Origin of the sequence: Flavobacterium sp. MK4S-17 (assembly GCF_009848495.1) — a bacterium.
GTDB lineage: Bacteria > Bacteroidota > Bacteroidia > Flavobacteriales > Flavobacteriaceae > Flavobacterium.
The window spans coordinates 1-12,198 of sequence record NZ_WWEP01000006.1; the positions used below are offsets into that span (position 1 = coordinate 1).

Genomic DNA, 12,198 nt, shown 5'->3' on the forward strand with positions numbered 1-12,198 from the left:
TGGGTGTAAACCAGATGCTCTGAACCAACTGAGCTAATCGCCCTAAATGCGAGTGCAAATATACGCTTAGGTTTTGTATTCGCAAGGATTTACCGGATAATTTTTACTGTTTTTTTATATCCTTAAGCAATACTCTGTTGTCATAATTCACCATTTCTACTTCAATGGGTTCATTATTAGTATTTTTGCCTTCTATAATATAAATTTTACCTCCTTTATATTTTTTATTGCTTCGTGAAAAATCAACATCACCATATTCAGTACATTTTTTAATATCGTCTATAGTAACCCATTTTTCATCAAGCTTCTTTTGGGCTTCGTTAGAAATTACTAATCCCTTGCTCCTTATATTCTTTAATACCCTGCAATTGGGCAGGTAGCAAAAATCCTGGCCTCTTTTGTTAAAAACAAATATTACAAGAAAGCTGCCCATGGCAAGTCCGAAAATATAATAAGCAAACCTGTGTTTAAATTTCATTATAAAGTAATTAAAGTAATTTTCTTCTTTTCCTTTCGGTACTGATTAAATTCAGTTCCCTGTTGGTTTGCCCTGCAACAGAGGTGTTCTCCTCTGCCCTTCTTATAAGATAAGGCATAACATCGCGCACAGGCCCAAAAGGAAGGTATTTAGCCACATTATAGCCGCCTGCTGCAAGGTTGTAACTAATGTTATCACTCATGCCATATAACTGCCCAAACCAAAACCTTTGGTCATTTGCATTAATACCTCTGCCTTTCATAATTTCCATCAGCAAGTAAGAACTTTCTTCATTATGTGTACCGGCAAAAACAGCCATTGTATCTATATTATCTGCCATATACTTAATGGCTTCATTATAGTTGGTATCCGTAGCTGCCTTTGATATGCAAATGGGAGATTTGTATCCTTTCTCTTCTGCTCTTTTGTTTTCTTTTTCCATATAGGCACCACGCACCACCTTCATTCCTATATAAAAGCCTTCCTGTTTTGCCTGCTCATGCAGCTTTTTCAGGTAATCCATCCTGTCCCATCGGTACATTTGCAGGGTGTTGTAAACTATAGCTTTATTTTTATTATACTTGCGCATCATATTAGCCACAAGCGCATCGGCTGCGTCCTGCATCCAGCTTTCCTCTGCATCTATAAGCAGGGCGACATCATTGTCATGTGCGCTCCTGCACACAGTTTCAAAACGCTGTACTATCCTCTCCCATTCTTGTGTTTCCTGGGCGTTTAATGCCGTGCCATTTCCCAGTTTTTCATAGAGTTCAAACCTGCCAAAGCCTGTAGGCTTAAATACTGCAAAAGGTATGGCCTGTTTTTCTTTTGCAAAAACTATGGTTTTTAAAGTTTTTTCCAACGCCTTATCAAATTCAGCCTCCTCCTCTTTAGCCTCGACAGAATAATCCAGTACAGATGAAACCCCTTTGGTAAACATTTTATCTACCACCGGCAAGCAGTCTTCCTCGGTAGTCCCTCCACAAAAATGGTCAAAAACTGTTGCTCTTATCAGTCCTTCAACGGGCAGGTGTGCTTTCAGGGCAAAATTAGTAACCGCTGTACCTATGCGTACTAAAGGCTGAGAAGCTATGAGCTTAAATAAAAAATAAGCCCTGTCCAGTTCAGTATCGCTTTTAAGGGAAAATGCTATTTCTGTATTGTTGAAAATCTTTTCCATAGTTAATAAAAAATTTGTGCAAATATAAATACTGCTTCAGGAATTAATAGTATAAAATACCTTATTTTGCTTATTATTTAAAAACCCTTATAATGAAGGCGATAATAACTCCCAATTACCCAATATATTTTAATGAGGAATGTTACAATTTCCTGCAGGATACTGTAACACCTGAAAATTACTCTGTAGTTTTTATAATAGCTGACTCTAACACTGCACAAATGTGCCTGCCTGTTTTTTTAGAACAGTTTGCTACAGAGGTTACTATTGAAATTATTGAAGTTGAACCGGGAGAACATAATAAAAATATTGAAACCTGTATTCAGGTTTGGTATGCACTAACAGAACTTGGTGCTGACAGGCGAAGCCTTATAATTAACCTGGGAGGTGGCCTGGTTACAGATATGGGCGGTTTTATAGCTTCAACTTTTAAACGGGGTATTGACTTTATTAATGTACCGACTTCTTTGCTCGCCATGGTTGACGCCTCGGTAGGAGGTAAAACAGGTATTGACTTAGGTACTTTAAAAAACCAGGTGGGGGTAATTAATAATCCTATAGCGGTTTTAACCGATATATTATTTTTAGAAACCCTGCCTGCTAATCAACTGCGGTCGGGTTTTGCCGAAATGTTTAAGCATGGTTTAATATACAGTAGTAGTTATTGGGATGAAGTGGTTTCTCTTTCCAATTTGGTTACGGGCGATTTATTACAGTCAATACATACATCAATAACTATTAAAAATGATATTGTGCAGCAGGATCCTACCGAAAAAAATGTGCGAAGGCTTCTTAATTTCGGGCATACGCTTGGGCATGCTATCGAATCTTATTTTATGGATAACGAAAATAAGCATCCCGTTCTTCATGGCGAAGCTGTTGCGGCCGGCATGGTGATGGAAGCATATATAGCGATGGAGAAACGCCTGCTGGATGAAGAAGAATATTTGAAGATTAAAAGTGTTTTACAAAACGTTTTTGATGTTATAGATTTTACGGAAACGGATATAGAAAACATAATAGAACTGCTGATACATGATAAAAAAAATGAATTTGGTAATATTATGTTTGTACTGCTTAACGGCATAGGAAAGGCTATAATAAACCAGCCCGTTGAAAACCCGCTGATTTACAATGCGTTTCAGGACTATTTAAACTAACATTTTTTTAAGAGAATTGTTTTTAAATACGGATTAATATTTTTTACATTTGTCGCAATGAAAAAAAATAAACGCAATTTTTTTCCAAGCAATATAATCAGCAAATACAAGGCTTTTACCCATGTACGGCAAGTTATACGCCAGTTAAAAAGCAGTGTGCCCGATGATATATTTAATGCAGCTGCTGTACAGCATGAAAAGCTGCCGATTATTTATGCCAATATAAGGGTTTGAATGTGAATTGAAATAAAGCGTAACTTATTTTAAAATCACACTAAATCCTTTTGCAATGAACACTAAATATTTTGACCTTATAAACCAAACGTTTTACTTTCCGCAGGAAGAATTTACCTTAAACAAAGACAACCTGCTGTTTCATAATATAGACCTTATGAAACTGGTAGAACAATATGGCACACCTTTAAAATTTACCTACCTGCCCCAAATTTCCAATAACATCCGCAAAGCCAAAGAATGGTTTAGGGTTGCTATGGAAAAAAACAAGTATGAAGGAAAGTACTATTATTGCTACTGCACTAAAAGCTCTCATTTTGAATATGTAATGAACGAGGCTTTTAAAAACAACATACATATAGAAACCTCTGCAGCTTTTGATGTGAATATTGTAGAAAATCTTTTAGCAGCCGGCAAAATAAATAAAAACACCTATGTAATATGTAATGGCTTTAAAAGGGACCAGTACATACAAAATATAGCAAGGCTTATCAATAATGGGCATAATAAAACTATCCCAATTATAGATAATTATGAGGAACTTGACCTTTTGCAGGAAGAAATAAAAGGCAAATTTAAAATAGGTATCCGCATAGCGGCTGAAGAAGAACCTAAGTTTGAGTTTTATACCTCCAGGCTTGGCATAGGCTATAAAAATATAGTGCCTTTTTACAGGAAGCAGATTCATGAAAATAAAAATGTTGAGCTTAAAATGCTCCACTTTTTTATTAATACAGGAATAAGGGATACCTCCTACTACTGGAATGAGCTTTTAAAATGCTTAAAGGTATATGTAAGCCTTAAAAAAGAATGTCCTTCGCTGGACAGCCTCAACATAGGCGGTGGCTTCCCTATCAAAAACTCACTGGCATTTGAGTATGATTACCAGTACATGATTGATGAAATAGTAAACCAGATAAAAATAGCCTGTGAGGAAGCCGAGGTAGATGTACCTAATATTTTTACCGAATTCGGCTCATTTACAGTAGGCGAAAGCGGTGGAGCCGTTTATCAGGTACTTTACCAAAAACAGCAAAACGACAGGGAAAAATGGAATATGATTGATTCGTCTTTCATTACCACCCTGCCCGATACCTGGGCTATAAATAAACGTTTCATAATGCTGGCTATTAATCGCTGGAACGATTCCTATGAAAGGGTACTTTTAGGCGGGCTAACCTGCGACAGCGATGATTACTACAATTCTGAACAGAATATGAACGCCATATACCTGCCAAAGTACAATAAGGAAAAACCTTTATATATTGGCTTTTTTAATACAGGGGCCTACCAGGAAACCATTGGCGGCTACGGCGGTATTCACCACTGCCTTATCCCCCAGCCTAAACACATACTTATAGACAGGGATGAAAACGGCATACTGGCAACCGAAGTATATTCTGAACAGCAAAGTTCAGATGATGTATTAAAAATATTAGGTTACAATAAAGAATAATTTATATTTGAATTTTAAAAACAAACAAATGAGTAAAGGACCAATTAGCCAGTTTATTGAAAAGCACTACCTGCACTTTAATGCTGCTGCTTTGGTAGACGCTGCAAAAGCCTATGAACAACAGTTGGAAAACGGTGCTAAAATGATGGTGACGCTCGCAGGAGCTATGAGTACTGCCGAACTTGGTAAAATTTTTGCGGAAATGATACGCCAGGATAAAGTACAGATAATATCTTGTACTGGTGCCAACCTTGAAGAGGATATTATGAACCTGGTAGCACATTCGCATTATGAAAGGGTGCCTAACTACAGGGATTTAACACCGCAAGAGGAGTGGGATTTGCTGGAAAGGGGTCTTAATCGTGTAACCGATACCTGTATACCGGAACATGAGGCTTTCCGCCGCCTGCAAAAACATATTTATAAAATATGGAAAGATGCCGATGATAAGGGCGAGCGTTATTTTCCGCATGAATTTATGTATAAAATGTTGCTATCTGGTGTGCTTGAAGAGTATTATGAAATTGACCTGAAAGACAGCTGGATGTATGCCGCTGCAGAAAAAAATCTGCCAATTGTAGTACCGGGATGGGAAGACAGCACTATGGGTAACATTTTTGCTTCTTATGTTATTAAGGGCGAATTAAAAGCCTCTACCATGAAGTCGGGAATTGAATATATGGCTTTCCTGGCCGACTGGTACACTAAAAACTCAGGTAATGGCGTAGGCTTTTTCCAGATTGGCGGTGGTATAGCAGGAGATTTTCCTATATGCGTAGTACCAATGCTTTACCAGGATATGGAAATGCATGATGTACCTTTCTGGAGTTATTTCTGCCAGATATCCGATTCTACAACAAGTTACGGTTCCTACTCGGGTGCAGTGCCAAACGAAAAAATAACATGGGGTAAACTTGATATTAATACCCCAAAATTTATCATTGAATCTGATGCAACTATCGTTGCGCCTCTTATATTTGCTTACTTATTGGATTTATAATAAATTATGAAAAGAGTTATAGTTGACTACGCAAAACTAACTAATGAAATTTTAACCCTGCTGGTTGAAAAATTTCCGGAAGGATATGACGATTCCAACATTGTACGATTTAAAAATGCCAAAAATGAAACGATTGAGGCTGTTGAAGTACGTACGGAAGATACCATATACCTTGTAAAAGTGAGCACTAAACTTGCTGACAGGATTGAGAATTTTGAGGATGACGACATGGTTGATGAACCGGGCGATGACCTTGATGCACTGAAAGACCTTGAAATTGCTGATGAAAATGAGGATCAGGAAGAAGAAGAGGATTAATCAGTTTATATGAAATTTATTAAAGAACCCTTTAAGGGTTCTTTTTTTATGCAATTAACTGTATATTTAATTGTAATTAAACCTGAATTATGAATAGATTGATGATAACCCTCTCGGGCATGGTATTTTTATTTACCTCCTGTGGTGAAAAAAAAGAGACGGAAGAAAAAGTAACAGAGCAGGAAAATACTGTTGCCGCTTTAAACGAAAAAATGTGTTTTTTACAGGTTACAGAAGGTAATGCTGATACTGGCAAAACAATACGCGACAGTATTGTATTCGAAATAGAGCCCATTGCAGATGGCGATAGCATTAAAGGCATTTTTAACTGGAAACCTTATGAAAAGGATACCAAATTAAGCGATTATAAAGGCGTTCTTAAAGGTAATGAAGGTATTGCCATAGCTACCACACGCGCTGAAGGAATGGTGTATCGTGAAGAAGTTTTATTTACTGTTAACGGCGACAGCCTATCTGTAAAATTTGGTGAAATGGTAGAAGATGATAATGGTATATGGAGGCTAAAAGATAAAAATAATGCTTCGGTGCAGGTACTGCAAAAAGTAGATTGTAAATAAAGAAGGAACTTTTGCAAAGAAAGCAATTCAAAAACAGTTCCTTCTCTATTTTACTATAAATACCTTTCCCTGTATATCTTCATATGGTGGTTTTGGTGGGCAATAATCAAAAAGCCTAACGCCCTTACCGTTACCACATGGCCCGATGCTATACCATTTTGCATAAGCTGTGCATCTGTAAACGATTTAAACAGCATAATGGTAGTGTGCCTAAGTGCAGCCATTTCTGTAAGCAGGCTTTGCAGGCTCCTGTTGCTGCCATTGGCATTATCTGCAAACAAATTCTCATCATAACCGGGAAGTTCAGTTGTATCGCCTCTGGAAAAGCGCATGGCCCTGTAGGCAAATACCCTTTCAGCATCAATAAGGTGCTGTATAATATCTTTTATCGTCCATTTTCCCTCGGCATACCTGTAATCGTGCTTGCCCATAGGTATATCCTGTACAAATTTTATAAAACTGTGCACACTAATTTCCAGTTCCTCGGTAAGTGTATAGGTATCATCTACGTTAGAAAGGTATAAGTTATAATAGGGTGCATATTCACCTTCCTTTAATTCACTGACTCTCATAATTTATTATGCAGAATTCCTGCTGGCATTAATATTCCCAAACAGGGAACGTGTTACAATTTTTTCATATACCTCAAGCAGTTCATCGCTTTCCTTTCCGTTTTTCATCTGCCTGATTTTATTAAGTGCATATTGCTGTATGGTAAGCAGCGGCCTTACTATATGCTCCCTCAATTTTATAGAAGCTTTACCGTCAGGATAATTTTCCATCAGTTCCGTATAGCCTGAAATTTTTAAAAGCAAACGTTTAGTTTCAAGGTACTCATCATAAATAATCTGCCAAAAGCCGCCAAACTCCTCATCATCTTTCATATAGGCAGTTAATGGGAAAAACGACTTGGTTAGCGACATCATGCTGTTTTCCATAAGCGTCCTGAAAAATAATGAATTTTCATACAGGTCAGTAAGCTTATCCCACTCACCCCTTTTTTCAATTTCGCCTAAAGCATACCCCAAGCCATAGAAACCGGGTACATTTTGTTTTAACTGGCTCCATGAACCCACAAACGGTATAGCCCTTAAATCATTAAAGTCAAGTTGTGCCGATTTACTCCTTTTTGAAGGACGGCTGCCAATATTGGTTTTGGCATAATAATTAAGTGTACTCATTTTCTCGAGGTACGGAATAAACTTAGGATGATTTTTAAAGTCAGTATATTTTTTATAGCTGAGCCTTGCCATTTCATCAAATAGCTGCCTCTGCCCTTCTGAAAGCTCCTTTTTATCTTTATTGAATACTCCATTGGTAATACCTGCGCTTAGAAGATTTTCAAGGTTAAAGCGGCAGGAATCGAGCGTACCGAAATTTGAGCTTATAGTTTGCCCCTGTATTGTTATTTGTATTTCGTTGTTGTCAATTGTGCGCCCCTGGCTTGCATAAAATTTATGGGTTTTTCCACCGCCACGTGCCGGCGGGCCGCCACGCCCATCAAAAAATATCACTTTAATGCCATATTCCCTCGCCATCTGGGTAAGGTTCTCTTTCGCCTTAAATATACTCCAGTTGGCCATTAAATAACCTCCGTCTTTCGTACCGTCAGAAAATCCAAGCATAATAGTCTGCCTATTGCCCCTAGCCTTTAGGTGTGCAGCATATTTTTTATTTTCGTATAATGCCTTCATCACCTCATGGGCATCCTTAAGGTCATCTACGGTTTCAAATAGCGGCACTATATCAACCGGTGGGTTATCCCAGCCAAGCAACCCGAAAAGTGAAAAAAGTTCGAGCACGTTATGTGCGCTTTCATTATTGCTTATTATATACCGGTTGGAACCCTGCTCCCCGTTCCTGTCCTGGATGGTTTTTATGGCTAAAACTGCTTCAAGCGTTTTCCGGGTATTTTCATTGTCAAAATCTTCCGGCTTAATATTACCTTTAAGGCTGTCCAGCATTTTAAGCTTTTCGTCCTCACTCATTTCGGCATAACCATTAAGACTTTTATTGCCGGATGATAACGCTTTTATCACTTCGCCAAAAACTTCGTCGTGTATCCTGCTGTTTTGGCGTATATCAAGCGATGCGAAATGAAACCCGAAAACTTTTAACTTGTTGATAAGGCTGTCAATATCTTCGAGGTATAATGATTGGTGCTGCTCTATAATAATAGTACGCATCTGCTGCAGGGCAGCCTCAAATTCATCTTTTGTTATATAAAGTTCGCCATCAGAATAAAATACAGAACGATACAACTTATGTTCAATATCAGTTACCAGGCTTTCTACTCCGTTAAATGTGAGTTTTCTTTTAAGCCTTCGTATATCGCTATAATAACATTTTAAAATTGATGTCCGCAGCCTGTCAGCTACTTTAAGAGTAATTTCGGTAGTAACAAAAGGATTGCCATCCCTGTCGCCTCCAGGCCAAAAACCAAATGATATTGCAGGATGCTTTAATTCTTGCCCCTTATATACACTATCCTGAATGTAGGAAAGCATTTCGCCCGCAGTATGGTAAAATACATTTTCAAGATACCATACCAGGCTTACAGCCTCATCAAAAGGTGTTGGTTTTTCTTTTTTAATAAATGGTGTTTTACCAAGCTGTGCCAGCAGTGTTTTTATTTGCGCAAGATTATTCTGCTTTATGGCAATGGTAAGGTCGGTAATAATACCTAAAACAGAACCCGGGTAAAACTGTGTGGGATGCGCCGTGAGTACAGTGCGTACCTGAAATTCCTCGAGGAATTTTTTAAGTTCGTCCACCAGCCCCTGGCTTTCTGCTTTTTCGCGGCTGTCACGCAGTGAGCCGCTTCCCTCAAGGTTATTCAGGGTATCAAAAGCAGCGTCCTCTATCGCATCAAATAATACTACCTGCCGCTCTACATATTGTATAAACCTAAACATAAGGTCAATACGTTCTTTTTCTGTTGTGTCCTGTAAATATTTTTCGGTAAAAGCATTAAATATTTCATCCGGGCTTTTACCATTTTCATACCCTTCGTCACATATTTCTGAAAACAGCGGAAGCAATACCCCTGTATTGTCTATTGCCCTGAAAGGCAGTGTCATAAAAATACTGTTGAACAACTGGTATTTTAAGTCTACATTTTCATTAAACCGTTCTATTCTTGTAGCAGGATACATAAAAATATTTTTTGCTGAATTTAATAAAAAACCCCCATGTTATTAACATGAGGGTATTAAACTTTTTATAAAATTTCTTACAGGTCTTTAAATATAGTGTGCATTAAACGTTTTTTATCGTTAATGCTTTCCTCAAGGGAAATCATGGTTTCTGTCCTGTAAACACCTTCTATATCATCTATCATAAAAATAACCTCTTTAGCATGTTTGGTATCTTTTGCCCTTATTTTACAAAAGATGTTAAACTTACCCGTTGTTACGTGTGCTACAGTAACAAAAGGTATCTCATTAATCCTTTCCAAAACAAATTTGGTTTGCGAAGTATTGTGAAGAAATACACCTACATAAGCTATGAAAGAATAGCCAAGCTTTTCATAGTCCAGTGTTAAGGAACTTCCCTGGATGATGCCGGCATCTTCCATTTTTTTAACCCTTACGTGTACCGTTCCTGCTGATATCAATAACTTTTTTGCTATATCAGTAAAAGGAACCCTTGTATTGTCAATCAGCATATCTAATATCTGATGATCAACTTCATCTAAACGAAATTTGCTCATAAATGTGTTTTTAAAACGGTTATAAAAGTCTTACTTGTTAACTATATCCTCATTATAAAAAACGTTATCTAACTTCTGTGCCGTTACTAAATTTCCTGTCAGGGCCTATAAAAAAATCGGCTTTTGTATCTAATTCAGGATAGCTTTTATTATCAATTCCTGAAAAATTCTGCGCATTACATTCAAATTCAATATGCCCGGCTTTATCTTCCAAATTGCCTATTTCACTAATAAATGCTTGAAAAATTACAGAATTATCAAATAACACTTCTTTATATTGTGATGCAAAATTCGTTATTATTTCTTTATTTTCATAATTTATTTTGACATTTTTATACATCATGTCATAAAAAATAATCTTATTTTCAGGAATATTAAAATAATTAGTGTTTTTATTAACAACTAAAACGTTTTCGTAAATAGCATCGAATCCTGATAATATTGCAAAAAATACAAATTTACGCGTCTGCTCTCTTTCGTAATCATTCGCAAAATGTCCCGCTTCTATTAATACTGTTGGTACGCTAAGGTATTGAAACATATCCCCAATGCAATTGATATTAAATGAATCATCAAACCTGCCCACCTGCCCGGGTATATATTTTTCCAGACAGGAAGCCATGGCAGCTATAAGGTTAATAGCTATTTGCCTGTTGGCGTTTATATCTCTTTCTGCATTATAAGCCGGTGCTAAAAAAGAAACAGTAGCAGGCTTAACGCCGTCATCTCCCTCAAGACCAAATATAGTACGCTGGTCATGCATATTATAGCAAAAATCCGGCTTAAACTCATCAAAGGCTTTCCTTAGCAAAATACTTTCCGGCTGGGTAAGGTTAACAGAATCCCTGTTTAAATCAATTTTATTTGCATTTTCACGTGTATATAATTCAGCACCGTCAGGATTTAATATAGGTATAATATAAAAACTGAAATACTTTAAGTAAATAGCAGCCCTGGCATCATTACTTTTTAATACATTAAAAAAATCAAATATGGCTTTGGTAGTGGTTGATTCATTTCCATGCATTTGCGACCACATAAAGATTTTTACTTTTCCAATTCCTGCCTTAACTCTATATATAGGTTTACCTGAAACAGATTCTCCTAAAACTTTTATGTCGAAATAATTTTTCAGTTCTTCGAGGCAGGGCTCAATGTGGTTATTTGTTATATACCTGCCATACAGTTTTTGTTCTTTGTTTATAGCAAATAATTCTTCTATTTCCATGAGATGTCATTTACATTACAAAAGTAAACATCTTGTTTTTTACAAAAGTAAACATTGAAAATTATCAAAAATGTTACAACTGTAAACATTTTTAAATCCAGATGCATTGATAAAAGCATTAAGGTGTTTAATTTATATTTAAATTTTTTAAAATCAGATTTTTATATTATTTTATTTAAACAATCAATATAAACCAAATTGTTTATGAAATGCAATTTTGCTGGTTTATTATTTATTATTTACATTTGTAACATCATTAATTAATGAATGCAATTTACAATGATAAACACAGAGGGATTTATAAAAAGGCTGGAGAAAATTTTAGAATACTATGCAATTTCAGCTTCAGGATTTGCAGATAAAATTGGTATTCAGCGCTCAGGTTTATCACACATCCTGTCAGGCCGCAATAAGCCCAGCCTGGATTTAGTAATGAAAATAACCGAGAATTTTAAAGACGTAAATTTATACTGGCTTTTATATGGAGAGGGCGCATTTCCGGCTCATGAAGAAATACCCAGTCCTATCACCCCTACTCCTGCTTTAAAAGAAAACAGCGATAAAACAGAAAAGGTTACTGAAAGCCTGCTTAAGCAACAGGAACAAAAAATAAATAATGACGCAACACAAGGAAAGGATATAGACCGGATAGTAATATTTTTTTCAGATGGTACATTTAAAAATTATATTCCATAAAAAAACCCCGGCTTTGACTTTATATAAAGCTAAACACCGGGGCTCATTAACCAATAAAACAAACACAAATTTTTAAATGCTATATATAATAAGCAAAACATTTAAATATCTGCTTATCTTTATTTCTAATGTAAAGTTACTACCGATAATTGTTAAAC

General features: G+C 36.5%; 13 protein-coding genes. 7 read left to right on the forward strand and 6 right to left on the reverse strand.

Annotated elements, in window-relative coordinates; all coding sequences use genetic code 11:
* Positions 1–103: 103 nt before the first annotated feature.
* Both GSF09_RS02590 and GSF09_RS02595 read right to left on the reverse strand, forming a co-directional pair.
* On the reverse strand, positions 104–478 hold the full coding sequence (locus tag GSF09_RS02590) for a DUF4258 domain-containing protein (RefSeq protein WP_159799376.1): 375 nt from the start codon (positions 476–478) through the stop codon (positions 104–106).
* A 10-nt stretch (positions 479–488) separates the two neighbouring features.
* Positions 489–1,658: a proline dehydrogenase family protein gene (locus GSF09_RS02595; RefSeq protein ID WP_159799377.1), complete on the reverse strand. Its 1,170-nt coding sequence runs from the start codon at positions 1,656–1,658 to the stop codon at positions 489–491.
* 92 nt (positions 1,659–1,750) lie between these two features.
* Here GSF09_RS02595 and aroB point away from each other — a divergent pair, with 92 nt between their 5' ends.
* The 6 genes from aroB (at position 1,751) to GSF09_RS02625 (ending at position 6,404) form a co-directional block, all read left to right on the forward strand.
* On the forward strand, positions 1,751–2,818 hold the full coding sequence (gene aroB, locus GSF09_RS02600; protein ID WP_159799378.1) for a 3-dehydroquinate synthase: 1,068 nt from the start codon (positions 1,751–1,753) through the stop codon (positions 2,816–2,818).
* A gap of 57 nt (positions 2,819–2,875) precedes the next feature.
* On the forward strand, positions 2,876–3,052 hold the full coding sequence (locus tag GSF09_RS02605; RefSeq protein WP_159799379.1) for a hypothetical protein: 177 nt from the start codon (positions 2,876–2,878) through the stop codon (positions 3,050–3,052).
* A gap of 55 nt (positions 3,053–3,107) precedes the next feature.
* The gene (locus GSF09_RS02610; RefSeq protein WP_159799380.1) at positions 3,108–4,508 is read left to right on the forward strand and encodes an arginine decarboxylase; all 1,401 of its coding nucleotides are present in this window, start codon (positions 3,108–3,110) and stop codon (positions 4,506–4,508) included.
* Between the two features lie 28 nt (positions 4,509–4,536).
* Positions 4,537–5,508: a deoxyhypusine synthase family protein gene (locus GSF09_RS02615; protein ID WP_159799381.1), complete on the forward strand. Its 972-nt coding sequence runs from the start codon at positions 4,537–4,539 to the stop codon at positions 5,506–5,508.
* Positions 5,509–5,514: 6 nt separating this feature from the next.
* A complete protein-coding gene (locus GSF09_RS02620; protein WP_159799382.1) occupies positions 5,515–5,826 on the forward strand; it encodes a hypothetical protein in 312 nt (103 codons plus the stop codon).
* A gap of 89 nt (positions 5,827–5,915) precedes the next feature.
* On the forward strand, positions 5,916–6,404 hold the full coding sequence (locus tag GSF09_RS02625; protein ID WP_159799383.1) for a hypothetical protein: 489 nt from the start codon (positions 5,916–5,918) through the stop codon (positions 6,402–6,404).
* 53 nt (positions 6,405–6,457) lie between these two features.
* Here GSF09_RS02625 and GSF09_RS02630 read toward each other — a convergent pair whose 3' ends face one another.
* The 4 genes from GSF09_RS02630 to GSF09_RS02645 form a co-directional block, all read right to left on the reverse strand.
* Positions 6,458–6,976, reverse strand: a complete 519-nt coding sequence (locus GSF09_RS02630) for a DinB family protein (protein WP_159799384.1) — start codon at positions 6,974–6,976, stop codon at positions 6,458–6,460.
* 6 nt (positions 6,977–6,982) lie between these two features.
* The gene (locus GSF09_RS02635) at positions 6,983–9,559 is read right to left on the reverse strand and encodes a phosphoenolpyruvate carboxylase (RefSeq protein ID WP_159799385.1); all 2,577 of its coding nucleotides are present in this window, start codon (positions 9,557–9,559) and stop codon (positions 6,983–6,985) included.
* 77 nt (positions 9,560–9,636) lie between these two features.
* Positions 9,637–10,116, reverse strand: a complete 480-nt coding sequence (locus tag GSF09_RS02640) for an Lrp/AsnC family transcriptional regulator (RefSeq protein WP_159799386.1) — start codon at positions 10,114–10,116, stop codon at positions 9,637–9,639.
* A 64-nt stretch (positions 10,117–10,180) separates the two neighbouring features.
* On the reverse strand, positions 10,181–11,344 hold the full coding sequence (locus tag GSF09_RS02645; protein ID WP_159799387.1) for a M14 metallopeptidase family protein: 1,164 nt from the start codon (positions 11,342–11,344) through the stop codon (positions 10,181–10,183).
* A gap of 279 nt (positions 11,345–11,623) precedes the next feature.
* Between GSF09_RS02645 and GSF09_RS02650 the strand changes: the two genes are divergently transcribed.
* On the forward strand, positions 11,624–12,040 hold the full coding sequence (locus tag GSF09_RS02650; RefSeq protein WP_159799388.1) for a helix-turn-helix transcriptional regulator: 417 nt from the start codon (positions 11,624–11,626) through the stop codon (positions 12,038–12,040).
* Positions 12,041–12,198 lie beyond the last annotated feature (158 nt).

Coding starts and splice junctions, on each gene's coding strand:
- GSF09_RS02630 (WP_159799384.1), bottom strand. CDS start 6,976: ATGAGAGTCAGTGAATTAAAGGAAGGTGAATATGCACCCTATTATAAC.
- GSF09_RS02625 (WP_159799383.1), top strand. CDS start 5,916: ATGAATAGATTGATGATAACCCTCTCGGGCATGGTATTTTTATTTACC.
- GSF09_RS02595 (WP_159799377.1), bottom strand. CDS start 1,658: ATGGAAAAGATTTTCAACAATACAGAAATAGCATTTTCCCTTAAAAGC.
- GSF09_RS02635 (WP_159799385.1), bottom strand. CDS start 9,559: ATGTATCCTGCTACAAGAATAGAACGGTTTAATGAAAATGTAGACTTA.
- GSF09_RS02605 (WP_159799379.1), top strand. CDS start 2,876: ATGAAAAAAAATAAACGCAATTTTTTTCCAAGCAATATAATCAGCAAA.
- aroB (WP_159799378.1), top strand. CDS start 1,751: ATGAAGGCGATAATAACTCCCAATTACCCAATATATTTTAATGAGGAA.
- GSF09_RS02610 (WP_159799380.1), top strand. CDS start 3,108: ATGAACACTAAATATTTTGACCTTATAAACCAAACGTTTTACTTTCCG.
- GSF09_RS02590 (WP_159799376.1), bottom strand. CDS start 478: ATGAAATTTAAACACAGGTTTGCTTATTATATTTTCGGACTTGCCATG.
- GSF09_RS02645 (WP_159799387.1), bottom strand. CDS start 11,344: ATGGAAATAGAAGAATTATTTGCTATAAACAAAGAACAAAAACTGTAT.
- GSF09_RS02620 (WP_159799382.1), top strand. CDS start 5,515: ATGAAAAGAGTTATAGTTGACTACGCAAAACTAACTAATGAAATTTTA.
- GSF09_RS02640 (WP_159799386.1), bottom strand. CDS start 10,116: ATGAGCAAATTTCGTTTAGATGAAGTTGATCATCAGATATTAGATATG.
- GSF09_RS02650 (WP_159799388.1), top strand. CDS start 11,624: ATGATAAACACAGAGGGATTTATAAAAAGGCTGGAGAAAATTTTAGAA.
- GSF09_RS02615 (WP_159799381.1), top strand. CDS start 4,537: ATGAGTAAAGGACCAATTAGCCAGTTTATTGAAAAGCACTACCTGCAC.